Consider the following 24,212-nt stretch of genomic DNA (forward strand, 5'->3'; position numbering starts at 1 on the left):
CACCGGAGAGCATTCAGCGCTTTCCGGCGTATGCAGACTTTCGAATTTGACGGATCAGTGGCAAAACTCTTCTCCGTTTCGTACGGCCGCTCGTCCGGATCGCGCCATCACGGTGAGATCGACGGCCGGTTCCCCCTGGGGCGTTGGTACCACCGCCCGGCACCGCTCGACATCCCGTCATTGGGATAGGTTGGGTCTGTCCCATTGGAAAATCGACAGACCAAGGACCACGACGAACGTGTACCACCGCACGCATCCCTGCGCCACCAGTCTCCTCACCAGCCCCGCCCAGCTCGGCGTCCACAGCACCGCCATACCCGGCCCCGGCGGGGCCGAGCAGGCCCGCTTCCTCGGCTCGGTCTGGATCTGGATCTGAGTCACCCGCACGGTGACGGAGCGGCCCGGATCCGATGCCTCCCTGAAGCGGCGTCAGATCCGGGCCGTTGGTACGACCCTGGGCCCGGGGCCCGGAGGCGCGGGGTCAGGGCTTGGGGCGGGTGCGGGTGGTCTTGGTGAGGTGCTTGCGGTGGCGGGCGCGTTCGGCGCGGAGGCGGGCGTCGGTGCGGGCGGCGATCCAGTCGTTCTCGCGCTGGAGCTTGAGGTAGCTCTCCCAGCGGCGTTCGGGCAGGGTGCCGTCGGTGAGGGCGGTGCGGACGGCGCAGCGGGGTTCGCTGCGGTGGGAGCAGTCGGTGTAGTGGCAGTCGGCGGCGAGGGCGCTGATGTCGGCGAAGGCGTGGTCGATGCCCTCGCCGCCGAAGAGGCCGACGCCGCGCAGGCCGGGGGTGTCGATGACGGCGCCGCCGGCCGGGAGCGGGACGAGTTCGCGGACGGTGGTGGTGTGGCGGCCCTTCTCGTCGACGGAACGGACCTGCTGGACCGTCATCGCGGACGTCTCGGCGAGGGCGTTGGTGAGGGTGGACTTGCCCGCGCCGGACTGGCCGATCAGCGCGCAGGAGCCGGTGGCCCGGGCACGCAGCTCGTCCATCCCCTCGCCGGTTTCGGCGCTGACCGTCAGTACGGTGACACCGGGTGCGATCGCCTCTACGTCCGCCCGGACGAAGTCGCCGTCGTGGACCAGGTCGGACTTGGTCAGGACGATCAGCGGTTCGGCCCCGGACTCCCAGGCGAGGGCGAGCAGGCGCTCGATCCGGCCGGGATCGGGTTCCGCGGCGAGCGAGACGGCGATCAGTACGGTGTCGACGTTGGCGGCCAGGACCTGGCCTTCGGAGCGCTTGTGGGCGCCCTTGCGGATGATCGCGGTGGTGCGGGGCAGCACTGCCGCGAGGGCGGGGGCGGGACGGGCGGCCGGGTCGAACGCGACCCAGTCCCCCGTGCAGGGGTTGTGCGCGGTGTCGGCCGTCATGACCGGGCGGGTGGCGGCGCGCTGCACGGCCGGCTCCCCGCTCCCGGGGTCGACGAGCAGTACTTCGCAGCTGCCGCGGTCCATCCGGACGATCCGGCCGGGCAGCAGCCCGGTGGCGGCGAGCGGGGCGAACGCGGCGGCCCGGTCGTCCGTCCAGCCGAGCCCGGACAGCGGGTGGGCGGACGGGGAGGGGGCGGAGGGGCGGGTGGGGACCTGCATGGTGATCAACGGGGACCCTTCGAGGGAACGGGCGGCCCCGGCCGGAGGGCGTCAGCGGGTGCGCGACGCCGGAGGACGGCGGGCCGGGGGCCAGGGGGTAATGGACTCGGCAGACTTCTGAACACAGCGGAAAACACCTGCGAGAACAGGCCTCACGGTCCTCACCTCCTTCCTCTCCGGACATGCCTCGCCCACCCCGCCCGGGGTGCGCTCGATCGGCGGACGCCACGGTAGTCCCCTCCCGTCACCCGCGCCACCGAATTTCCGCCGGCCCGTGAGGTGCCGTCAACTTGCCTTCAAAGAAAGGAAGTTGGGTCCGATGGCCGGACGCAAGGGTTCCGCAAGCCGCGCAAGGGTTCTCCAGCCGTCCCGCCACCGCGCCCGGACATCCCTCCCCCGACGGCGGTGCACGGGGCCCGCCGTCCCGGTGGAAGGCCGGGAGGAGAACGGGAAGGAAGGGGGGAGGCCCGATGTCCTGGGCGACTCTGCTCGACCGCAAGCGGGTGCTGGCGGTCGTGCACACGGTGGTGTACGGGCAGCGGCTGCGCGAGGTGTGCGAGCTGCTGGCGGCGGACCTGCGGGTGCAGGTGGTGTTCACCGTCGCGCCGCACGCGTTCAACGAGGGGGTGGCGGCGTTCCTGATGGGGCTCGGCGGCACGGTGGTGCCGTGGGAGCAGGCGGTGGCCACCGAGTTCGACCTGGTGCTGGCCGCCGGCTCGCAGGGGATCGAACAGGTCCGCGGCCCGCTGGTGCGGCTGCCGCACGGGGCCGGACACCTGAAGCTGGCCCGGGCGCTGCCGCCCGCGGGCTCGGTGACGGGCGTCCGGGAGCAGCGGCACGCCAACAGCGGCAGCAGTAGCACCAGCAACGGCAACGGCAACGGCAACGGCAACGGCAACGGCCCGCGGGAGGTCTCCGGCCTGGGCCGGAACTACCTGCTGTGGGAGGGCCGCCCGAACGCGGCGGCGTACGCGCTGGCGCACCGGGACGACCTGGCGGCGCTGGAGCGGTCCTGCCCGGAGGTGGTGCCGATCGCGGAGGTGGTCGGCGACGGGGACCACGACCGGATCCTCGCCGCGCTGCCCCGGCGGGCGGAGTTCCGGGCGGCGCTGGGCCTGGGCGGGCGGGAGCGGCTGGTGCTGCTCTGCTCGACCTGGGGGCCGGACTCGGTGTTCGGCGGGCTGGACTCGCTGCTGCCCCGGCTGGTGCGCGAGCTGCCCGCCGGACGGTTCCGGACGGCGTTGGTGGTGCACCCCAACGTGACGGCGGGGCACGGCGGCTGGCAGGTGCGCCGCTGGGTGGAGGGGGTGTCCGGCGGGACGGTGGCGCTGGTCGCCCCGCAGACCGACTGGCGTCCGCTGCTGGTGGCCGCCGACTACGTGATCGGCGACCACGGCTCGGTGACGCTGTACGCCTCGCTCACCGGGGCCCGGATCCTGCTGGCCCGGTTCCCGCACCGGAACGTCAACCCGGACTCGCCGGGCGTCCAACTGGCGCGCACCGCCCCGGCGCTGGACCCGGCGCACCCGCTGGACCGGCAGCTCGCGTACGCGGACGGGCTCTACCGGCCGGAGGCGTACGCGGCGATCGGGGCCCGGATCTCCTCCGAGCCGGGCGCGTTTCTGCCCCGGATCCGCCGCCTGCTGTACCGGGTGCTGGACCTGGGCGAGCCGGCCCACCCGGCCGCGGAACCGCCGCTGCCCCCGCCCGCCCCGCTGTTCACCGGCCCCGACCGGCCCGACGGCAGCGGCAGCGACAGCGACAGCGACAGCAGGAACGGAAGCAGGAGAGGGAGCGGGGGCGGCCGATGGCGGTGACGGTGACGGTCCGGCTCCCGGCCGCCCCGGGCGTCCCGGCCCGGTGCGACCGGCACCTGGCGGCCCGGACGGACGAACCGGCCCGGGTGCGGCACCTGGCGGACGTGCTGCACGGCGAGCACCCGGACGGGTCGGACGAGGAGGTGTGGCGGCGGCACCCGGGCTGCGCGGTGCTGGCGCTGCGCGGCCCGGACGGCCTGGTGCGGGTCCGCTTCCGGGGCGGCACGCTCACCCTCCGCCCGGGCCCCGCCGCCCCCGACCCGGCCGCGCTGGCCGGTTCCCTGGTGCACGCCCTGCTGTCCGCTGCCGCGCAGCATCAGCAGTAGCAATAGCAGCAACGACGGCGGCGGGCGGGGCCGCCGTTCACGGCCCGGAGCGGCGGCGGCGCTCGCCCCCGCCGCCGATCCGGCGCCGGACGTCGCCGTAGGGGAGGAAGGAGGCCCAGCGCTCCGGGTACTCGCTGGGGACGTCGTCGTCCTCGTCCTCGTCGAAGAGTTCCTCGTCGTGGCCGTCGGCGAGGCCGAACTGGCGGGCCCGGTCGGCGCGTTCGGCGGCCCGGCGGGCGGCGGCCTCGCGGCCGCGCTGGACGGCGGCGTCCTCGGCGATGCGCTCGTTCTCGGCGCGGGCGTCGGCGGTCTCGACGGTGGGCCAGCGGCGGTCTATCGCGGCGTTCATGGCGGCGCCGATGAGCACGGCCAGCGCCACCACGAAGATCCACAGCAGTACGGCGACGGGGGCGGCCAGCGAGCCGTAGACGGAGTGGCCCTCGACCGAGCTGACCAGGTAGAGCCGCAGGGCGACGCTGCAGACCACCAGGACCAGCAGGGCGACCAGCGCGCCGGGGATGTCCTCGCGCCAGGGCGTGGAGACCGGGACGGCCACGTGGTAGAGGGTGGTGAGGGAGACGATCAGCAGGACGATCGCGGCGGGCCAGTAGAAGCTGGTGATCGCCCCGGTCCAGCTCGGGAAGGTGTTGATCAGCAGGCCGGGCCCGGCGACCAGCAGCGGCAGCACCAGGGAACCGATCACCAGTGCGCCGAGGTAGAGGCCGAGCGACATCAGCCGGGTCTTGACCAGGCCGCGCTTGCCGTCGAGGCCGTACATCACGGTGATGGTGTCGATGAAGATGTACAGCGCCCGGGAGCCGGACCAGAGCGAGAGCAGGAAGCCGATCGAGATCAGGTCCGGCCGGGCGCTGTCGAAGACGTCCTGCAGCAGGGGTTGGACGATCTCGTCGATGGAGCTCGGTGAGAGCACCGTCCCAGCTGCTGAGACGATGTCGTTCTTGAGCTTGTTGATGGTGCCGGCCCCGAGGATGTCGTCGAGGTAGCCGAGGGTGCCGGCCAGGCAGAGCAGCAGCGGCGGGATCGACAGCAGGGTGAAGAAGGCCGCCTCCGCCGCGAGTCCGGTGACGCGGTACTCGACGCAGGTGTTGGTGGTGTCCTTCACCAGCGCCCACACGGTGCCGTACCAGGTGTTCCGCTTGGCGGCGCGGCGCCGTCCGCCGCGGCGGCGGGAGGGTCGGTCGCCGGCGGGCCCGGGTCCTCCGGCCGGGTGGGGGGTACTGCCTGCTGCTTGCACGCCCCTACGGTATCGGCCCGGGCCGCGGGCCCCGTGCGCCGCCGCCGGGAACGGAACCCCCGCGGGGCCGCGAGCAGCCCCGCCTCGGGTCCGGTCCCACCATTCGGAACGATGGAGTCCAGCATTCGGACGTTAGTGGACCGCGAGTCGCTCGCCGTGCGAATCTCTTGCCATGTCTAGCGCCGGAACCACCCTAGTTGGCCGACTCCACGTCGACCTCCTTCGCGTGTCCAGCGCCATCTGTCCGGTGACCTGAGCCCTTCGTACGCCGCACCGCACCGGCGCCATCCCCGCCGTCGCGGATGTGCGCAAGACCCTGCCCGGCCCAGCGTCACCCTCTCCCGCCGCCTGCCCGAGAACGCCGCAGGTGGGAGCGGAGCGCGTCCGGGGACCGCCAGCACCTCGCACCTGCCAAGCCGCTCAAAGGACTGACACCATGGCCCGCACTCCCGACACGGTCGAGCCTCAGGACGGCGCCGCGCCCGCGGCCCGCCCCGCCGCCCGCAAGGTGACCCGCCACCGCGGCGAGGGCCAGTGGGCGATGGGCCACTACACCCCGCTCAACGCCAACGAGCAGCTGAAGAAGGACGACGACGGTCTCAACGTGCGGACGCGCATTGAGACGATCTACTCCAAGGGCGGCTTCCAGTCGATCGACCCGGCCGACCTGCGCGGCCGGATGCGCTGGTGGGGCCTGTACACCCAGCGCCGGCAGGGCATCGACGGCGGCCGCACCGCGATCCTGGAGCCGCACGAGCTCGAGGACGAGTTCTTCATGATGCGGGTGCGCATCGACGGCGGCCAGCTGACGGTGGCCCAGCTGCGCGCCATCGGCGAGGCGTCCGAGCAGTACGCCCGCGGCACCGCCGACGTGACGGACCGCCAGAACGTCCAGTTCCACTGGGTGCGGATCGAGGACGTCCCGGCGATCTGGGAAAAGCTGGAGTCGGTCGGCCTGTCCACCACCGAGGCGTGCGGCGACTGCCCGCGCGTGGTGATCGGCTCGCCGGTGGCGGGCATCGCCGCCGACGAGATCATCGACGGCACCTGGGCGGTCGACGAGATCCACCGCGAGTACATCGGCAACAAGGAGTTCTCCAACCTCCCGCGCAAGTTCAAGACCGCGATCTCCGGCTCGCCGCTGCTCGACGTGGTGCACGAGATCAACGACATCGCCTTCGTCGGCGTGGTCCACCCCGAGCACGGCCCGGGCTTCGACCTGTGGGTCGGCGGCGGCCTGTCCACCAACCCCAAGCTGGGCGTCCGGCTGGGCGCCTGGGTGCCGCTGGCGGAGGTCCCGGAGGTCTGGGCCGGCGTGGTCGGCATCTTCCGCGACTACGGCTACCGCCGCCTGCGCAACCGGGCCCGGTTGAAGTTCCTGGTCGCCGACTGGGGCGTGGAGAAGTTCCGCCAGGTGCTGCAGGACGAGTACCTGAAGCGCGAACTGGTCGACGGCCCGGCCCCCGAGCAGCCCTCCAACCAGTGGCGCGACCACGTCGGCGTGCACCCGCAGAACGACGGGAAGTTCTACGTCGGCTTCGCCCCGAAGGTCGGCCGCCTCTCCGGCAAGCTGATCCAGCAGATCGCCGACCTGGCCGCCGAGCACGGCTCGGGCCGGGTCGCCACCACGGTCGAGCAGAAGCTGATCGTGCTGGACGTCGCCGGGGACCGGGTCGACTCGCTGGTGGCCGGCCTGGAGGCGCTCGACCTGCGGGTCAAGCCGTCCACCTTCCGCCGCGGCACGCTGGCCTGCACCGGCATCGAGTACTGCAAGCTGGCGATCGTCGACACCAAGGACCGCGGCCGCACCCTGATCGACGAACTGGAGCGCCGCCTGCCGGAGTTCGACGAGCCGCTGAGCATCAACATCAACGGCTGCCCGAACGCCTGCGCCCGGATCCAGACCGCCGACATCGGCCTCAAGGGCCAGCTGGTCACCGACGAGAACGGCGAGCAGGTCGAGGGCTTCCAGATCCACCTGGGCGGCGCGCTCGGCTTCGAGAACGCCGGCTTCGGCCGCAAGATCCGCGGCCTGAAGGTCACCAGCGCCGAACTGCCCGACTACGTCGAGCGCCTGCTGACCCGTTACCAGGCCGACCGCCAGGACGGCGAGCGGTTCGCCCAGTGGGCGGTCCGGGCCACCGAGGAGCAGTTGTCGTGAGCGAGCGAGCGGCGCCCTTCTACTGCCCGTACTGCGGGGACGAGGACCTGCGCCCGTCCGAGAGCGGCCACGGCGCGTGGGAATGCCGGGCCTGCCGCCGGGGCTTCCAGCTGAAGTTCCTCGGACTGCTGTCAACGACCGACGGGGGTAACGGACATGACGACCGCCACTGACTACGAGGCGATAGCCGTCGAGGCCGGCCGCGAGCTGGAGGAGGCCACCGCGCAGGAAGTGCTGCGCTGGGCCGCCGACACCTTCGGCAAGCGGTTCTGCGTGACGTCCTCGATGGAGGACGCGGTGGTCGCCCACCTGGCCTCCACCGCGCTGCCCGGCGTGGACGTGGTCTTCCTGGACACCGGCTACCACTTCGCGGAGACCATCGGCACCCGGGACGCGGTCGCCGCGACCATGCCGGTCAACGTGATCACGCTGACCCCGAAGCTCACCGTCGCCGAGCAGGACGCCCAGTACGGGCCGAACCTGCACGACCGGGACCCGGACCTGTGCTGCTCGCTGCGCAAGGTCGAGCCGCTGAACCGCGGCCTGGGCGCGTACGACGCCTGGGCGACCGGCCTGCGCCGCGACGAGTCGCCGTCCCGCGCCAACACCCCGGTGGTGGCCTGGGACGCCAAGCGCCGCAAGGTGAAGATCGCCCCGATCGCCCGCTGGACGCAGGACGACGTGGACGCCTACGTGCAGGCCAACGGGGTGCTGCTGAACCCGCTGCTGTGGGAGGGCTACACCTCGATCGGCTGCTCGCCGCTGTCCTGCACCGCCAAGCCCGGCGAGGGCGAACAGGGCCGGGCCGGCCGCTGGGCGGGCTCCGGCAAGACCGAGTGCGGCATCCACCTCTGAGCCGCACCCCCCACTGAACCACCGTCACCGACCTTCAGGAGTAACCACCGTGACCACCGCCGACACTCTGGCCGCGGGCCGCGAGCGCGGCGCCACCGTGTGGCTGACCGGCCTGCCCAGCGCGGGCAAGACCACCCTCGCGTTCGCGCTGGCCGAGCGGCTGCGCGCCGAGGGCCACCGGGTCGAGGTGCTGGACGGTGACGAGATCCGCGAGTTCCTCTCCAAGGGCCTGGGCTTCACCCGCGAGGACCGGCACACCAACGTCACCCGGATCGGCTTCGTCGCCGAGAAGCTGGCGGCCAACGGCGTCAAGGTGCTCGCCCCGGTGATCGCCCCGTTCGCCGACTCCCGCGCCGCGGTGCGCGAGCGGCACGCCGCGAACGGCACCGAGTTCCTGGAGATCCACGTCGCCACCCCGGTCGAGCTCTGCTCCGAGCGGGACGTCAAGGGCCTGTACGCCAAGCAGGCGGCCGGCGAGATCTCCGGCCTGACCGGGGTCGACGACCCGTACGAGGCCCCCGAGAAGCCGGAACTGCGCCTGCAGACGCAGGGCCGGTCGGTGGCCGAGTCCGCCGCCGAACTGCACGCCTTCCTGACCGAAAGGGGACTGGCATGACCGTCACCACGCAGCGCCTGGTCCAGGCCGAGGACAGCCCGTACGCGCTGTCGCACCTGGACGCCCTGGAGGCCGAGTCGGTGCACATCTTCCGCGAGGTCGCGGGCGAGTTCGAGCGGCCGGTGATCCTGTTCTCCGGCGGCAAGGACTCCATCGTGATGCTGCACCTGGCGCTGAAGGCGTTCGCGCCCGCGCCGGTGCCGTTCGCCCTGCTGCACGTCGACACCGGGCACAACTTCCCCGAGGTGCTGGCCTACCGGGACCGCGCGGTCGCCAAGCACAACCTGCGGCTGCACGTCGCCTCGGTCCAGGACTTCATCGACCGCGGCGTGCTGCGCGAGCGCGCCGACGGGCTGCGCAACCCGCTGCAGACCGTCCCGCTGCTGGACGGCATCGAGTCCAACAAGTTCGACGCCGTGTTCGGCGGCGGCCGCCGCGACGAGGAGAAGGCCCGCGCCAAGGAGCGCGTCTTCTCGCTGCGCGACGAGTTCGGCGCCTGGGACCCGCGCCGCCAGCGCCCCGAGCTGTGGTCGCTGTACAACGGCCGGCACGCGGTCGGCGAGCACGTCCGGGTCTTCCCGCTGTCCAACTGGACCGAGCTGGACGTCTGGCAGTACATCGAGCGCGAGGGCATCGAGCTCCCGGAGATCTACTACGCCCACCGCCGCGAGGTGTTCAAGCGCGACGGCATGTGGCTGACCGCCGGCGAGTGGGGCGGCCCGAAGGAGACCGAGCAGGTCGAGACCCGCCTGGTGCGCTACCGCACCGTGGGCGACATGTCCTGCACCGGCGCGGTCGACTCCGACGCCGACACCATCGAGGCCGTGATCACCGAGATCGCCGCCTCCCGCCTCACCGAACGAGGGGCGACGCGCGCCGACGACAAGATGTCCGAGGCCGCGATGGAAGACCGCAAGCGCGAGGGGTACTTCTAAGCAATGAGCACCACCCAGGAAGCAACCGCCACCTCGCTGCTGCGCTTCGCCACCGCGGGCTCCGTCGACGACGGCAAGTCCACCCTGGTGGGCCGGCTGCTGCACGACTCCAAGTCGGTGCTGGCCGACCAGCTGGAGGCCGTCGAGCACGCCTCCCGCCGGCGCGGCCAGGAGGCCCCCGACCTGGCGCTGCTCACCGACGGCCTGCGGGCCGAGCGCGAGCAGGGCATCACCATCGACGTGGCGTACCGCTACTTCGCCACCGCCCGGCGCCGGTTCATCCTCGCCGACACCCCCGGCCACGTGCAGTACACCCGCAACATGGTGACCGGCGCGTCCACCGCCGAGCTGGCCGTGGTCCTGGTCGACGCCCGCAACGGCGTGGTCGAGCAGACCCGCCGGCACGCCGCGGTCGCCGCCCTGCTGCGCGTCCCGCACGTGGTCCTGGCCGTCAACAAGATGGACCTGGTCGCGTACGCGGAGCCGGTGTTCGCCGCCATCGCCGAGGAGTTCACCGCGTACGCGGCCTCGCTCGGGGTCAAGGACGTCGTGGCGGTGCCGATCTCGGCGCTGGCCGGCGACAACGTGGTCGAGCCCTCCGCGAACATGGACTGGTACGGCGGCCCGACCCTGCTGGAGCACCTGGAGACGGTGCCGGTCGGCACCGACCCGAGCGCCGAGCCGGCCCGCTTCCCGGTCCAGTACGTGATCCGGCCGCAGAGCGAGGAGTTCCACGACTACCGCGGCTACGCGGGCCAGCTGGCCTCCGGCGTGCTGCGGGTCGGCGACCCGGTGACGGTGCTGCCCTCCGGCCACACCACCACCGTCGCGGCGATCGACGCACTCGGCGAGAGCACCGAGATCGCCTGGGCCCCGCAGTCGGTGACGGTCCGCCTCGCGGACGACATCGACATCTCCCGCGGCGACCTGATCGCGGCCGCCCCCGCCCCCGTCCCCACCAAGGACGTCCGGGCCACGGTCTGCCACCTCAACGAGCGCCCGCTGCACGTCGGGGCGAAGGTGCTGCTCAAGCACACCACCCGCACCGTGCGCGCCCTCGTCAAGGAGATCGACTACCGGATCGACATCGACACCCTGGAGCGGCGCCCCGGCGCCGAGGGGCTGAACGTCAACGACATCGGCCACGTGGTGCTGCGCACCGCCGAGCCGCTGGCCCTCGACGACTACACCGACAACCGCCGCACGGGCTCGTTCGTCCTGATCGACCCGTCCGACGGCACCACGCTCACCGCCGGCATGGCGGGCGAGGCGTTCGACACCGTCAGCACCACCGACGCTTCCCAAGAGGAGGACTGGGTCTGATGCCCAGCGAGGCGTTCTCGGGCATGGACAAGGAAGGCGGCCGCATCGGCAGCGGCGTCCTCGGCAGCGGCCAGGGCGGCCTGACGCGATGTGGGGGCGGACAGGGGCGCTGAGCCTCTGTCACCGGGCCCGCACGCCGCCGTTCCTCCCCACAGCAGGCACGGCGGAGGCGGCCCGGCCCCGGTCAGGCACGACCATTCCTCTTCCTTCGAACGGGACACCTCTCATGGCACCGAGCACCGAGCTCACCCATACCTCCGCACGCCCCCGCGCGGGCCGGACCAGACGCGCCGCCGTGGCGGCCGTCGCCGTGCTGACCACCGCCGGCCTGCTGTCGGCCTGCGGCTACGGCTCCAAGAGCGAGGACAAGTCCTCCGCCGCCCCGGCCGCGAGCGGCGCCAAACTGTCCGCGGACACCGTGAAGATCGGCTACTTCGCCAACCTCACCCACGGCACCGCGCTGGTCGGCCTCAAGCAGGGCATCATCCAGCAGGAGCTGGGCGGCACCCAGATCAAGGCCCAGGTCTTCAACGCCGGCCCGGCCGAGATCGAGGCGCTGAACGCGGGCTCGATCGACATCGGCTGGATCGGCCCCTCCCCGTCGATCAACGGCTTCACCCAGTCCGGCGGCAAGTCGCTGAAGATCATCAGCGGTTCGGCCTCCGGCGGCGTCAAGCTGGTGGTCAACCCGGACAAGATCAAGACCCTGGACGACCTCAAGGGCAAGAAGATCGCCACCCCGCAGCTCGGCAACACCCAGGACGTCGCCCTGCTCAACTACCTGGCGGGGAAGGGCTACAAGGTCGACGCCCAGACCGGCGACGGCGACGTGAAGGTGCTGCGCACCGACAACAAGGTCACCCCCGACGCCTACAAGTCCGGCTCCATCGACGGCGCGTGGGTGCCCGAGCCGACCGCCTCCAAGCTGGTCACCCTCGGCGCGAAGGTCCTGCTCAACGAGAAGGACGTCTGGCCGGACAAGAAGTTCGTCATCACCAACATCATCGTCTCGCAGAAGTTCCTCAAGGAGCACCCGGACGTGGTGGAGGCCGTGCTGCGCGGCTCGGTGAAGACCAACGCCTGGATCAAGGCCAACCCGGCCCAGGCCAAGGACGTCGCCAACGCCCAGATCAAGGCCGACGCCGGCAACGCGCTGGACGCCTCGATCCTCGACCCGGCCTGGCAGGACATCGACTTCATCGACGACCCGCTGGCGAACACCCTGCAGGCCGAGGCCGACCACGCCGTCACCGCCGGGCTGCTCAAGCTGCCCCGATCCAGTTCCGCCGGCGCGGGGGCCAACCTGGACGGGATCTACGACCTGACCCTGCTCAACAAGGTGCTGAAGGACGCGAACCAGCCCGCCGTCTCCGACGCCGGTCTGGGCACCGAGTAAGTCCTCCCAGGCCCCGAGGTCCGCGCCCCGCGCCCGCCCACCCGATGCCCACTCACCGGGCGGGCGCGGGGCCGGACCCCGGACACCGATCCCTTCCCTGCCCGGAACCACACCCGCAGGAGGTGCCCGTGACCACGGCACTGACCACCTCGCCCGACGCCCCCGGCGCGGGCCGCCCGGACGGCGACACCGCCGTCCGAATCTCGCACGTGCACAAGACCTTCGGCCGCCCCGGCACCGCCGCACCGGTGCTGGAGGACATCAACCTCACCGTCGCACCCGGCGAGTTCGTCACCCTGCTCGGCGCCTCCGGCTGCGGCAAGTCCACCCTGCTCAACCTGGTGGCCGGCCTGGACAAGCCGACCTCCGGCACCATCGAGGTGCCCGGCGGCCGCCCCGCCCTGATGTTCCAGGACCACGCCCTGTTCCCCTGGCTCACCGCGGGCCGCAACATCGAACTCGCGCTGCGCCTGGCCGGCGTCCCCAAGGAGCAGCGCCGCCCCGAGGCCGAGCGGCTGCTCGAACTCGTCCGCCTGGGCGGCTCGTACAAGAAGCGCGTCCACGAGCTGTCCGGCGGCATGCGCCAGCGCGTCGCCCTGGCCCGCTCGCTCGCCCAGGGCTCCCAGGTGCTGCTGATGGACGAGCCGTTCGCCGCGCTCGACGCCATCACCCGCGACGTCCTGCACGACGAGATCACCCGGATCTGGGCGGAGAAGCAGCTCGCGGTCCTGTTCGTCACTCACAACGTCCGCGAGGCCGTCCGCCTCGCCCAGCGCGTCGTGCTGCTCTCCTCCCGCCCCGGCCGGGTCGCCAAGGAGTGGCGCATCGACCTGCCGCAGCCGCGCCGCATCGAGTCCGCCGGGGTCGCGGATCTGTCCATCGAGATCACCGAAGAACTGCGTGGGGAGATCCGCCGCCATGTCCAGCACTGACACCGCCGCCGTTCCCCTCGCCAAGGACGAGTCCGCCGACAACGCGAGCGTCGAGGCGGGCCTCGACGCCCTGGAGACCGTCCAGGCGCAGCGCACCCCGCTCTCCGCGGTGCTGCGCCAGAAGGTCCTGCCGCCCGTCCTCGGCGCGGTGCTGGTCCTGGCCGTCTGGCAGCTCGCCTACAGCCTCGAACTCACCACCCCCGACAAGCTCCCCAGCCCCTCCGACGTCTGGCACTCGCTCACCGAACTCTGGTACGCCGGAACGCTGTTCTCGATCATCTGGACCAGCGTCTGGCGCGGCCTGTCCGGCTTCGTGCTGTCCGTCGTCATCGGCACCCCGATCGGCCTGGTCGTCGCCCGGATCAAGCCGGTGCGGGCCGCGCTCGGCCCGGTCCTCTCCGGCCTGCAGTCGCTGCCCTCGGTGGCCTGGGTGCCCGCCGCGATCATCTGGCTCGGCATCACCAACTCTGCCATGTACGCGGTCATCCTGCTCGGCGCCGTCCCGTCCATCGCCAACGGCCTGATCAGCGGCATCGACCAGGTCCCGCCGATCTACCTGCGGGCCGGCCAGACCCTCGGCGCGACCGGTCTGCGCGGCGCCCGCCACGTCCTGCTGCCCGCCGCGCTGCCCGGCTACCTGGCCGGGCTCAAGCAGGGCTGGGCCTTCTCCTGGCGCTCCCTGATGGCCGCCGAACTCATCGCCGCCTCCCCCGACCTGGGCCTCGGCCTCGGCCGCTACCTGGAGAACCAGCGCGAGTTCTCCAACATGTCCGGCGTCCTGCTCGGCATCCTGCTGATCCTGTTCGTCGGCGTCGCCATCGACCTGCTCTTCTTCTCCCCGCTGGAGCGCCGCGTCCTGCGCAGCCGCGGCCTCCTCGTCAACTCCCGCTGACCGCATGACCCCCAGCCCGGAACGCAGCACCCCCGCGCCCCACCAGGGGCGCGGGGCCCGGCCGCATCCCCTCTCCCCGCCCCGCCAGGAGCGCAGCGACCTGGCCCTGCCCGCAGCAGCGGCCCTTCCCCCCGCCACCAGCGCTCCCGCGCCCCGCCAGGGGCGCGGGGAACTGCGCGCAGCGGAAGGCCACCACCCGCAACCGGGTACCGCCCCCGCGTGCCGTACGCCCGTCCCGCCGCTGCTCCTCCTCGCGCACGGCTCCCGCGACCCCCGCCACGCCGCCACCGTCGAGGCCCTCGCCGACGCCGTCCGCGCCCTGGCCCCGCACCTGCCCGTCACCACCGCCTACCTGGACCACTGCGCCCCGCGGATCGCCCAGGTCGCCCCGCGCCTGACCGGCGCGATCGCCGTCCCGCTGCTGCTGAACCGCGCGTTCCACGCCAAGCACGACATCCCGGCCGCCCTGCGTGCCGCGGGCTCGCCGATCCCCGTCGCGGACGTCCTCGGGCCCTCCCCGCTGCTGCTGGCCGCCCTGGACCGCCGGCTCGCCGAAACCGGCCTGGACGTCGCCGACCCGGCCGTCCGGGCCCGCACCGGCGTGGTGCTGGCCGCCGCCGGCTCCTCCGACCCGGCCGCCAACGCCACCACCCGCGCGGTGGCCGCCGAGTGGCGCCGCACCCGGGGCTGGGCCGCCGTCACCACGGCCTACGCCTCCGCGACCACCCCGACCGTCCCCGACGCCCTGGCCGAGCTCCGCGCCGTCCCGACCGTCCGCACCACCGCCGTCGCCCCGTACCTCCTGGCCCCCGGCCTCCTCCCCGACCGGATCGCCACCGCCGCGACGGCCGCCGCCACCGACCACCTCGCCCCGGTCCTCGGCGCCGCCCCCGAACTGGCCCGCCTCCTCCTCACCCGCCACGCCGAAGCCGCGGCCACCACCGACGCAACCGCCGCCCGCACCGCCTGACGGTGCGTCGGCTCAGGCTGCCAGGCCGTGCCGGTAGGCGTAGACGACGGCCTGGACGCGGTCGCGGAGCTGGAGTTTGGTGAGGATGCGGGAGACGAAGGTCTTGACGGTCTCCTGGCTGATGACGAGGGCCGCGGCGATCTCGCTGTTGGAGAGGCCGTCCGCGAGGAGCCGGAGGACCTCGAGTTCGCGGGGGGTGAGCGGGATGTCCCGGGCGGGGTCCCCGGCGGGGCGGATCCGGGCGGCGTAGTGCCCGACGAGCCGGCGGGTCACGTCGGGGTCGAGGAGGGCCGCTCCGCCGGCCACGGTGCGGATGCCGTGCAGCAGCCGGTCCGGGGGCGCGTCCTTGAGGAGGAAGCCGCTGGCGCCGACGCGCAGGGCCTCGTACACGTACTCGTCGAGGTTGAACGTGGTCACCACGAGGACCTTGACCGGGTCGGGCACGGCGATGCCGGCCAGCAGGCGGGTGGCTTCGAGTCCGTCGAGGACCGGCATCCGGATGTCCATCACGACGACGTCGGGCCGTAGCGCGCGGGCGAGTTCGACGCCGGTGCGCCCGTCCCCGCACTCGCCCGCGACCTCCATGTCGGGCTGGGCGCCGATGATGGTGACCAGGCCGGTGCGGACCAGCAGCTGGTCGTCGCAGACCAGGACCCGGATCGGCGCGCTCACGCGGCGGCCCCGGCGGGGAGGTGCGCCCGGACGGTGAAGCCGCCGTCGGGTTCCGGCCCGGCGCTGAACTCGCCGCCCAGGACGTCGACGCGCTCGCGCAGGCCCGCCAGGCCCCGTCCGCCGCCGGTGGCGACGGCGGCCCGGGTGCCGGTGCCGTCCGTGCTGACCTCCACGGTGATCCCCTCTCCGCCGTACCGTATCCGTACCGAAGTCCGGCTGCCGTGAGCGTACTTGAGGGCGTTGGTGAGCGATTCCTGCACCACCCGGTGGACGACCAGGTCGGCGCTGCCGGCCGGGGCCGGCGGGGTGCCCTGTTCGGTGAACTCGACGGGCTGTCCGGCCCGGCGGGTCTGCTCGACCAGGGTGCGGACCCGGCCGACCACCGGTGTCCTGGGCTCCGCGCCCGCCGCCGGGCCGGTGCCGTGGTCGGGGTTGAGCAGGTCCAGCAGGTGGCGCAGGTCGGCGATGGCGAGCCGGCCGGTGTCGCTGACGGCGGTCAGCGACTGTTCGAGCCGCCCGGGGTCGGCGGTCAGGTAGCGGGCGGCCTCGGCCTGGATCACCATCGCGGTCACGTGGTGGGTCACCACGTCGTGCAACTCCCGTGCGATCCGGGCGCGTTCGGCGGCCCGGACCTCGGCGGCGACGGCCTCGCGGCGCCCGTCCTCCGCGGCCCGGGTGGAGCGCAGCCACGCCCCGGCCCCCCAGGCCGCCGCGAGCACCAGGTAGAAGGTGGCGAACCCGGTCGGCGTCTCGGTGCCGGAGCCGAGCCGGGTGAGCGCCACCGCCAGCGGCGGGTACGCCGCGGAGAGGAGGACCACGGCGGCGCGCCGGTGCCGTTCCAGGTGGGAGCCCGCGCTGATCAGCGCGAGCGGCAGGGCGGTGCCGGCCAACGAGTGGTAGCCGCGCAGCTGGTCGAGGGCGAAGCCGGCCGCCACCAGCGCCAGGCTGACGGCCGGTAGACGCCGGCGCAGCACGAGGGAGAGGCCCTCGGCCCCGACGGCCAGGACGGCGAGCGCGTCGAAGGCGCGGGTCGGCAGGTCGCCGAGCTCCGTCCCGTTGCCGCGCAGCGCCGGGACGAACGAGGCGGCGACCAGCAGGGCCCCGAGCGGGAGGTCGCGCAGGGTGACGTGGAGTCCGCGCCACGTCCGGCCGACGCGCTGAAGGCTCATCACCGGGCGAGTGTAGCCAGCGCGTTGACGCGCCCGGCCTGCCGCCGGGGGACGATGCGGCCGCGCCGGTGGGCCAGCCGCAGGAAGACGGCCGTCATCACCGCGCCGAACAGCACCGCGTACCCGCTGGCCTCCGGGCCGAACTCGCCGCCGGTGACCAGCGCGGAGCCCGACGTCGCGGCGTCCAGCAGCCCGTGCGTGCTGCCGTTGCCGGAGACCTCGGTGCTGAAGATGCCGGACTCCGCGAAGTTCCAGCCGAAGTGCAGGCCGATCGGCAGCCACAGCGAGCGGGTGGCGGCGTACCCGGCGGCGAGCATGCCGCCGGCCTCGATCGCGATGGCGGCGGCGCCCACCAGGGTGGCGTCCTTGTTGAACAGGTGGGCCGCGCCGAACAGCACGCCGGACAGCGCCAGCGCGGCGTACGTCCCGAGGCCGCGCTCCACCAGCCGGAAGAGCAGGCCGCGGAACATCAGCTCCTCCGTGACGGCGGCGCCCGCCATGAAGCCGACCAGCCCGATCGGCCCGCTCAGCGAACCGAAGCCTTGGACCCGGTAGTCGCCGAGGAGGATGATGTTCACCATCACGCACCCGAACATCGCCGTCCCGATCACCAGGCCCCGCAGCAGGGCCCGGGACGCTCCTCCGGGGGCCAGTTCGGTGACCGGGCGCTGCTCGGTGCGCCCCACGACCCACCGGTAGACGGCCACCGCGAGCACCGCCGCCAGGCCGCCCACCAGGAGCGAGAGCCACGGGTTGTCCTGGACCGCGGTGGCGCTCTGCCCGCCGATCGCGCAGGCCAGCACCACGGCCAGGATCTGCCACACCAGTTTCATGACGACTTCCCTCTTCGGTTGCGGTCCGGTCCGCGGCCCGGGCGCCGCGGCTGCATCGAACGTTAGGCAACCGGCGAACGGAAATCGTCACCTCCCGGGGGACACCTGCGGGTAGCTCGCACGGGGGACAGGACGGGCCGTCGACCCGTCAACTGCCCGCCGCGGCCCCGGAGTCGGGGTCCAGCCGCCCGCGCTCCCACGGGTCGGCGGCGGCCCGGGCCGCCGCCCGGCGGGCGGTCTCGAAGCGCTGCGCCAGGTCCGGGTGCGGGGCGTCCGCCCAGCGCCAGGCGCCGACCGCGCAGACCCGGCGCAGCGGGTCGCCGGTCTCCAGGGCCGCGACCAGTTCCTGCTGGAGCCGCCGGCTGCCGCCCGCGACGGCCAGCACCTGGGCCAGCCAGCGCGGCGAGGAGGGGTCGTCGTCGGCCAGCAGCGCGTCCAGCACCGCCCCGTAGTGGGCCCGGACCGCGGCCCGGTCCCCGGCCAGCCGCCGGTACGCGGCCTGCCGCTTGTGCCCGATCCGGTGGTACTGCGGGTAGCCGGGGGCCCGGGCGGCCAGCGCGTCGACGCGCGGGTCCGGCTCGGTCCGGACCTCGGTGCCGAGCGCCGCCAGCAGCGCGTCCAGCGCGGCCTCCTGCGCGTCCAGCCGTGCTCCCTGTTCCACTGCGGCCGTCCTTCCTCCGGCTCCCCCGCCACATACTTGCAGGCGCGGGAATTTGCGTACCTCGACTAAGCTTGTCCCCAACAGGACCACGACGAAGGGAGCACGGGCCATGACCCGACCGGACCCCGGACTGGCGCACGGCTGGTGCGCCCTCACCGCCCTGCACGGCCGGATCGAGGCCCACGTCGAGCGCGCCCTCCAGGCCGAACACGAGCTCAGCGTCCGCGAGTTCTCCGTCCTGGACGTGCTCTCCGCGCAGCACGACGGCGACGGCGGCCACTTCCGGATGAACCAGCTCGCCGACGCGGTCGTGCTCAGCCAGAGCGCCACCACCCGCCTGGTCACCAGGCTGGAGGACCGCGGCCTGCTGGCCCGCTACCTCTGCCCCACCGACCGCCGCGGCATCTACACCAACGTCACCCCGGCCGGCCTCGCCCTCCTCGAACAGGCCCGCCCGACCAACGACCTGGCCCTCACCGAGGCCCTCGACAGCGCCGGGCAGCGCCCCGAACTGGCCCCGCTGGTCACCGCCGTCCGCCACCTCTCCGCCCCCGGGTCCTGAGCCCCGGTAGAGCCCGCCCGACAGCCGGCGGACCGGCGCCGCGCAACGGCGGCGCAGCCCCGAAAAAACCGCCGGCGCAGACCCGCCGGGCCTCCGGAGCCCCGAAGGACCCGGGCACCCGGCCGCCCCGCGCCGGCGGTGCAGCAGCCCAGCGGCAGCCCTAGTCGGCCTTGCGCCGCTGGCGCCCCGTCCCGTAGTTGGCGCCGCTCTTCGAGCCGGAGCCCGGCTTCGCCCGCCCGGAGGACTTGCCGATGAAGCCGGCCGCCATCTGCGGGCTCCCGGCGCCGGGGCGCTGCTTGGGGCGGGGGCGGCGCGGGTTGCCGCTCATGTCGAGATCCTTGGGCAGGCCGGCGTCGGCCCGCTTCGCCGGGCGGCGGCGGCCCTCGCCGTCCACCGGCTTCGCGCCGCCGCGCCCGCGGCCCCGCCCGCGTCCGCCGCCGGCGTTCTCGGTGCCGCCGGTCGCGGCCGCGGCCGGCGGCTGGGCGGGGACGGCCGAGGCCGGGACCGGCAGGACCACGGCCACGCCGGACGGGGTGCGGGCGCCGGTGATGCGCCCCAGCTCGCCGTCCCCGGGGCGGACCTTGGTGACGGTCGGGCGGATCCCGGCGATGCTCATCAGCCGGTTGACCTCGCGGCGCTGCTCGGGCAGCACCAGGGTGACGACGGTGCCGGACTCGCCGGCCCGGGCGGTGCGGCCGCCGCGGTGCAGGTAGTCCTTGTGGTCGATCGGCGGGTCGACGTTGACGACCAGGTCGAGGCCGTCGATGTGGATGCCGCGGGCGGCCACGTTGGTGGCGATCAGCGCGGTGACCTCGCCCTCGCGGAACTGGTCGAGGACCCGGTTGCGCTGCGGCTGCGACTTGCCGCCGTGCAGCGCGGCGGCGACCACGCCGTTGGCGCGCAGCTGCTTGGCGAGGCGGTCCGCGCCGTGCTTGGTGTGCACGAACATGATCACCCGGCCGTCGCGGGCGGCGATCCGGGCGGTGGTCTCGGCCTTGTCGGCGGGCTCCAGCTGGAGCAGGTGGTGGTCCATGGTGGTGACCGCCCCGGCCGACGGGTCCACCGAGTGGGTGACCGGGTCGGTGAGGAAACGGTTGACCAGCCGGTCCACGTTGCGGTCCAGGGTGGCGGAGAACAGCATCCGCTGCCCGCCCTCGGCGACCTGTTCCAGCAGCTTGACGACCTGCGGCAGGAAGCCCATGTCGGCCATCTGGTCGGCCTCGTCGAGGACGGTGATCGCCACCTCGTCGAGGAACACGTCGCCGCGCTGGATCAGGTCGTCCAGCCGGCCGGGGGTGGCGACCAGCACCTCGGTGCCGCGCCGGACCTGGTTGGACTGCCGGGTGATCGACATGCCGCCGACCACGGTGGTGATCCGCAGGTTCAGCACCCCGGCGTACGGGGCGAGCGCCTCGGTGACCTGCTGGGCCAGCTCGCGGGTGGGCACCAGCACCAGGGCCAGCGGGCGGCGGGCCGAGGCCCGCTTGCCCGCGGTGCGGACCAGCAGCGGCAGGCCGAAGGCCAGCGTCTTGCCGGAGCCGGTGCGGCCGCGGCCGAGCACGTCGCGTCCGGCCAGCGCGTCCGGCAGGGTGGCGGCCTGGATCGGGAACGGCTCGGTGACGCCCTGCGCGCCGAGCTCCTTCAACAGCCCGGCGGACAGCTCCAGTTCGGCGAAGCTCGCGGCCGGCGGGCGGGACGGGGTGCCCTGCACGGGCGTGAAGTCCGCGGCGGGCGCGGCCGCGGGGGCGGCGCCGCGGCCGCGCGGACGGCGCGGCTGCTCGGTGCGCGGCGCGCCGCTGCGGGCGGCGCCGGTGCGGGGCTGGCCGCCGCCGGTGCGCGGCTGTCCGCTGCGGGTGCGCGGCCGCTCGGTGCGAGCGGACTGCCCGCTGCGGGGGCGGTCGGCGCGGGGCTGGTCGCCGCGGGGCTGGTCGGTGCGCGGACGGGACTGCTCGGGCATGCGTGTTCCCACTTCCTGGGGGCCGCCGGCCGGCGCGCGGAGAGAAGGGGCGCGGGAGCCGGGAGATCGGATCGGCCGTCGGAAAGGGGGAGGAGGGGCCGCCCCGGCCGTCGGGCGGCATGGACGAGGGCCCGTACCTGGTGGAGGTACGGGCCCTCGCCTATGACATCTGTGCGTCGGCGTGAGCCGGGACTCAGATGGCGCGGATGTTCTCCGCCTGCGGGCCCTTCTGGCCCTGGGTGACGTCGAACTCGACCTTCTGGCCCTCGACGAGCTCACGGAAGCCGGTGGACTGGATGTTCGAGTAGTGGGCGAAGACGTCGGCGCCGCCGCCGTCCTGCTCGATGAAGCCGTAGCCCTTTTCGCTGTTGAACCACTTCACGGTGCCGGTAGCCATAACCGTCTCCACTTTCACTGGGGCATTGGGACGCACACCTCGTGCGCCCCACGTAGCCGCGATCCCCATCCGGAGACTAAACACCGGACAAAACAAATGCGCCTGTGGTTGGAACCAGCAGGCGCACACACACGTTCATGGGAACCAATACTGCAACTGCTTCGACAATAGCACGTCGGCCCTCGTCAATGGCGGCAATGGTTGCGCTGGTCACACCGTGTTTCGCCACCGCGCGGAGGGGGCACGAGGTCCGTTCGGACCTCGTGCCCCCTCCCCCGTCACCGGGTCGGAACCGGCGTCACCGGGTCAGAACCGGCCGGCCGGCTCCGGCTCGCGCTCGCCGATCGCCTCGGGGCCGTGGTCGGGCATCGCGCCGTGACCGGGCCACCAGGCCTTCTTGCCGAGCAGGGCGGTGATCGCCGGGGTGAAGAACATCGCCATCACGAAGGCCGCCAGCACGATGCCGATGGCCAGGGCGAAGCCCAGCTCGGCGAACAGGACGTTGCCCGCCAGCATGAAGGTGGCGAAGGACGCCGCCAGGATGAAGCCGGCCGCGGCGACGGTCGGGCCGGCGTGCCGGACCGCCTCCTTGGCCGCCTCGCGCGGGCTGCGGCCCTCGCGGGCCTCCTCCCGGAGCCGGGCGATGATCAGGATGTTGTAGTCGGTGCCGATCGCCACCACGAACAGGTAGATGAAGATCGGCAGCATGAACATCAGACCGGGCTCGGTGCCGATCTTGAGGAAGGCCACCGTGGTGGCGCCCAGGGTGGCCGCGAAGCCGAGGCCGACCGAGGCCATCAGGTACCAGGGCGCGACCACGCTGCGCAGCTGGAGGCCCAGGATCAGCAGGATCAGCAGACCCGCCACCGGGAAGACCAGCTTGTAGTCGTGGGTCATCGCCAGGTTGATGTCCTTGTACACCGACGAGGTGCCGCCGACCACGGCCTCGGTGCCGCCGGGGGCGGCCGAGTGGGCGGTCGAGCGCAGGTCGGTGACCGCGTCGATCGCCGCGTTGCTGGCCGCGGCGTCCTTGAGGGTCACCGTGAAGTCGGCGGTGCTGCCGTCCTGGCTGATCTTCTGCTCGGGGGCGACCCCCGCCACGCCGGGCACCTGACCCAGCTTGGCGCCGAAGCCGTCCAGCGCGCCGGGGTCGAGCTTGCCGCCGCCGGTGGTCAGGAAGACGTGGGTCGGGTCGGCGGCGCCCGCCGAGAAGCCCTTGCTGAGCGAGTCCATGACGACCATGGACTCCTTGTCCTTCGGCATCATGCTCTTGGCCATGTCGAAGGTGCCCTGGTAGCCGAGGCCGGCCAGCGAGAGGATCACCAGCAGGCCGCCGGAGACCACCGCGATCAGGCCGGGGCGGCGGCCGACGGCGTTGCCGAGCTTGTGGAAGCGGGCGCCCTTGGGCTCCTCCATCCACTTGCGGCCGGGCCAGAAGGTGGCCTTGGCCGGGATCACGGCGAGCAGCGCCGGGGTCAGGGTGAGCGAGGCCAGCGCGGTGACGATCACCGAGATGGCCAGCGCCGGGCCGAGCGCGGTGAACATGCCCAGCTCGGACAGCAGCAGCACGGCGAAGGCGACGGTGACCGCGCCGGCCGCCGAGGCGATCGCCTCGCCGACCCGGCCGACGCCGTTGGCCACGGCCGACTTGCGATCGTCACCGGCCCGCAGCCGCTCGCGGTAGCGGAACATCAGGAACAGGAAGTAGTCGGTGCCGACGCCGAGGATCACCACGATCTGGATCGCGGAGGCGATCGGCGAGCTCTTCAGGTCGAACAGCTTGGTGACGAAGGCGATCAGGCCGCTGGCCGCGATCATCGGGAACAGCGAGAGCAGCACCGGCAGCCAGCCGACCAGGATGCCGCGGAAGATCACGCCGACGATGACCACGATCAGCACCACGGTGGCGACCATGGTGATCGCGTCGGTGGCGCTGGAGGACTCCTTCTGGTCCAGGGCCATCGCGGCCTGGCCGCCGACCTGATACTTCAGCGCGGTGCCCTCGGCGAGCTTCTTCCCGTCGTCGCGGAGCTTCTTGGCGGCGTCGCTGTACTCGTCGGTCTGCATCTTCGTCTTGTCGATGGAGACCATCGACATCGCGTAGTGCCCGTCCTTGGAGGTGCTCTGCGGGGACGGCGGGATGACCTGCTCGACCAGCGGGATGTGCTCGTCGGTGAGCCCCTTGACGACCTTGGCCATGTCGGCCTTGTCGGTGTCGGTGAGGGCGCCGCCGTCGGTGCGCTCGAAGAGCAGGATCGCGGCCGGGGAGAACTCGGCCGGGAACTTCTCCTCCTGGAGCACCGAGGCCCGGATCGACTCGTAGTGCTTCGGCAGGAACTCCGACTCGTCGGTCGAAGCACTCATCTTGGGTGCGAAGGCCGCCAAGCCGATGGAGGCGATCACCCAGGCGATGATCACCCACCAGGCCCGCTTGACGACGAAGTGTCCAAGTCGGTGGAACATGCTCGAAATGCCTCCTGGGCATGGTTCACCGCCGCCGGGGGACGGGGACCGGGCAACGGCTCTGACCGGCGCACGGACCCCATCGGGGCGTCTAGCCGGTCGGCAGGTAAGGACTAGTGGGCATCCTACGGGACCTTACTTGCCGCCCGGCAAGTGGGTTTGCGGGTGCCCTCCGGGGGCGGCGGTGAAACCGGCCCCGCACTATGGTCACCCGGCCCCGGGGTCCCCCACCTCGTGCTCCGGGTGGAGATCGCTCCCCCTCAGGGTGGACGTCCGACCGCCCCCAAGGAGGAGATCCCGACCCCGGGGGTGGGGTTAACCCCCATGCCGGCCCTGGGGGCAGGTTCAGGGGAAAGACGGTGACTGCCCGGATGGTCCGTCAGCGCGCCGGTTCCTAGCGTGGGTTGTGCCGCGCGGCAGTGCCCGCGGCCCACTGGC

At 73.1% G+C, this 24,212-nt stretch carries 24 protein-coding genes; 15 read left to right on the forward strand and 9 right to left on the reverse strand.

Annotated features, from left to right (window positions below):
- The first annotated feature begins 238 nt into the window (after positions 1-238).
- Positions 239-376, forward strand: a complete 138-nt coding sequence (locus OU787_RS06875; RefSeq protein ID WP_268658853.1) for a hypothetical protein — start codon at positions 239-241, stop codon at positions 374-376.
- A 105-nt stretch (positions 377-481) separates the two neighbouring features.
- Here OU787_RS06875 and rsgA read toward each other — a convergent pair whose 3' ends face one another.
- Positions 482-1,582 (reverse strand): ribosome small subunit-dependent GTPase A, encoded by a 1,101-nt coding sequence (rsgA, locus tag OU787_RS06880; RefSeq protein ID WP_268661821.1) that lies wholly within the window; start codon positions 1,580-1,582, stop codon positions 482-484.
- 470 nt (positions 1,583-2,052) lie between these two features.
- Here rsgA and OU787_RS06885 point away from each other — a divergent pair, with 470 nt between their 5' ends.
- Positions 2,053-3,399, forward strand: a complete 1,347-nt coding sequence (locus tag OU787_RS06885; RefSeq protein WP_268658854.1) for a hypothetical protein — start codon at positions 2,053-2,055, stop codon at positions 3,397-3,399.
- Complete coding sequence (locus OU787_RS06890) at positions 3,390-3,725, forward strand: hypothetical protein (protein WP_268658855.1); 336 nt, start codon at positions 3,390-3,392, stop codon at positions 3,723-3,725. The genes OU787_RS06885 and OU787_RS06890 overlap by 10 nt, the downstream gene beginning before the upstream one ends.
- A gap of 37 nt (positions 3,726-3,762) precedes the next feature.
- Here the strand turns inward: OU787_RS06890 and OU787_RS06895 are convergent, their stop codons facing one another.
- The gene (locus OU787_RS06895) at positions 3,763-4,980 is read right to left on the reverse strand and encodes a YihY/virulence factor BrkB family protein (RefSeq protein WP_030460137.1); all 1,218 of its coding nucleotides are present in this window, start codon (positions 4,978-4,980) and stop codon (positions 3,763-3,765) included.
- Between the two features lie 172 nt (positions 4,981-5,152).
- On the opposite strand from OU787_RS06895, the gene OU787_RS34535 reads away from it, so the two are divergent.
- The 11 genes from OU787_RS34535 to OU787_RS06945 all read left to right on the forward strand — a co-directional run bounded on the left by OU787_RS34535 (position 5,153) and on the right by OU787_RS06945 (position 15,060).
- Positions 5,153-5,236 (forward strand): putative leader peptide, encoded by an 84-nt coding sequence (locus OU787_RS34535; protein ID WP_318264789.1) that lies wholly within the window; start codon positions 5,153-5,155, stop codon positions 5,234-5,236.
- Between the two features lie 180 nt (positions 5,237-5,416).
- On the forward strand, positions 5,417-7,141 hold the full coding sequence (locus OU787_RS06900; RefSeq protein WP_327059357.1) for a nitrite/sulfite reductase: 1,725 nt from the start codon (positions 5,417-5,419) through the stop codon (positions 7,139-7,141).
- Positions 7,138-7,314 carry a hypothetical protein gene (locus OU787_RS06905; protein WP_198544995.1) on the forward strand — a complete coding sequence of 59 codons (177 nt, stop codon included), beginning with the start codon at positions 7,138-7,140 and terminating at the stop codon, positions 7,312-7,314. The genes OU787_RS06900 and OU787_RS06905 overlap by 4 nt, the downstream gene beginning before the upstream one ends.
- The gene (locus OU787_RS06910) at positions 7,298-7,996 is read left to right on the forward strand and encodes a phosphoadenylyl-sulfate reductase (protein WP_030460135.1); all 699 of its coding nucleotides are present in this window, start codon (positions 7,298-7,300) and stop codon (positions 7,994-7,996) included. The genes OU787_RS06905 and OU787_RS06910 overlap by 17 nt, the downstream gene beginning before the upstream one ends.
- Positions 7,997-8,045: 49 nt before the next feature.
- Entirely contained in the window at positions 8,046-8,612 is a 567-nt protein-coding gene (gene cysC, locus OU787_RS06915; protein ID WP_030460134.1) for an adenylyl-sulfate kinase, read from the forward strand.
- Positions 8,609-9,547: a sulfate adenylyltransferase subunit CysD gene (cysD, locus tag OU787_RS06920; RefSeq protein WP_030460133.1), complete on the forward strand. Its 939-nt coding sequence runs from the start codon at positions 8,609-8,611 to the stop codon at positions 9,545-9,547. Before cysC ends, cysD begins: the two co-directional genes overlap by 4 nt.
- A 3-nt stretch (positions 9,548-9,550) precedes the next feature.
- On the forward strand, positions 9,551-10,870 hold the full coding sequence (locus OU787_RS06925) for a sulfate adenylyltransferase subunit 1 (RefSeq protein ID WP_030460132.1): 1,320 nt from the start codon (positions 9,551-9,553) through the stop codon (positions 10,868-10,870).
- 226 nt (positions 10,871-11,096) lie between these two features.
- A complete protein-coding gene (locus tag OU787_RS06930) occupies positions 11,097-12,266 on the forward strand; it encodes an aliphatic sulfonate ABC transporter substrate-binding protein (protein ID WP_268658856.1) in 1,170 nt (389 codons plus the stop codon).
- Positions 12,267-12,394: 128 nt separating this feature from the next.
- The gene (locus OU787_RS06935) at positions 12,395-13,198 is read left to right on the forward strand and encodes an ABC transporter ATP-binding protein (RefSeq protein ID WP_030460130.1); all 804 of its coding nucleotides are present in this window, start codon (positions 12,395-12,397) and stop codon (positions 13,196-13,198) included.
- Positions 13,185-14,090 carry an ABC transporter permease gene (locus OU787_RS06940; protein WP_268658857.1) on the forward strand — a complete coding sequence of 302 codons (906 nt, stop codon included), beginning with the start codon at positions 13,185-13,187 and terminating at the stop codon, positions 14,088-14,090. The genes OU787_RS06935 and OU787_RS06940 overlap by 14 nt, the downstream gene beginning before the upstream one ends.
- A gap of 241 nt (positions 14,091-14,331) precedes the next feature.
- Entirely contained in the window at positions 14,332-15,060 is a 729-nt protein-coding gene (locus OU787_RS06945; protein ID WP_268661823.1) for a sirohydrochlorin chelatase, read from the forward strand.
- 12 nt (positions 15,061-15,072) lie between these two features.
- On the opposite strand, the gene OU787_RS06950 is transcribed toward OU787_RS06945, so the two are convergent.
- The 4 genes from OU787_RS06950 to OU787_RS06965 form a co-directional block, all read right to left on the reverse strand.
- Positions 15,073-15,732, reverse strand: coding sequence for a response regulator (locus OU787_RS06950; protein WP_030460127.1), 660 nt, complete (start codon positions 15,730-15,732; stop codon positions 15,073-15,075).
- A complete protein-coding gene (locus OU787_RS06955) occupies positions 15,729-16,904 on the reverse strand; it encodes a sensor histidine kinase (protein WP_268658858.1) in 1,176 nt (391 codons plus the stop codon). The genes OU787_RS06950 and OU787_RS06955 overlap by 4 nt, the downstream gene beginning before the upstream one ends.
- The gene (locus OU787_RS06960; protein ID WP_268658859.1) at positions 16,901-17,734 is read right to left on the reverse strand and encodes a CPBP family intramembrane glutamic endopeptidase; all 834 of its coding nucleotides are present in this window, start codon (positions 17,732-17,734) and stop codon (positions 16,901-16,903) included. Before OU787_RS06960 ends, OU787_RS06955 begins: the two co-directional genes overlap by 4 nt.
- 148 nt (positions 17,735-17,882) lie before the next feature.
- The gene (locus tag OU787_RS06965; protein ID WP_268658860.1) at positions 17,883-18,395 is read right to left on the reverse strand and encodes a hypothetical protein; all 513 of its coding nucleotides are present in this window, start codon (positions 18,393-18,395) and stop codon (positions 17,883-17,885) included.
- Between the two features lie 109 nt (positions 18,396-18,504).
- On the opposite strand from OU787_RS06965, the gene OU787_RS06970 reads away from it, so the two are divergent.
- A complete protein-coding gene (locus tag OU787_RS06970; protein ID WP_030460123.1) occupies positions 18,505-18,957 on the forward strand; it encodes a MarR family winged helix-turn-helix transcriptional regulator in 453 nt (150 codons plus the stop codon).
- Between the two features lie 160 nt (positions 18,958-19,117).
- On the opposite strand, the gene OU787_RS06975 is transcribed toward OU787_RS06970, so the two are convergent.
- The 3 genes from OU787_RS06975 to OU787_RS06985 form a co-directional block, all read right to left on the reverse strand.
- A complete protein-coding gene (locus tag OU787_RS06975; protein WP_268658861.1) occupies positions 19,118-20,914 on the reverse strand; it encodes a DEAD/DEAH box helicase in 1,797 nt (598 codons plus the stop codon).
- 193 nt (positions 20,915-21,107) lie between these two features.
- Positions 21,108-21,311 carry a cold-shock protein gene (locus OU787_RS06980; protein ID WP_030460121.1) on the reverse strand — a complete coding sequence of 68 codons (204 nt, stop codon included), beginning with the start codon at positions 21,309-21,311 and terminating at the stop codon, positions 21,108-21,110.
- Between the two features lie 306 nt (positions 21,312-21,617).
- Positions 21,618-23,774, reverse strand: coding sequence for an MMPL family transporter (locus OU787_RS06985; RefSeq protein ID WP_268658862.1), 2,157 nt, complete (start codon positions 23,772-23,774; stop codon positions 21,618-21,620).
- Between the last annotated feature and the right edge of the window lie 438 nt (positions 23,775-24,212).

This window comes from Kitasatospora sp. YST-16, from assembly GCF_026802215.1.
Lineage (GTDB): Bacteria > Actinomycetota > Actinomycetes > Streptomycetales > Streptomycetaceae > Kitasatospora > Kitasatospora cineracea.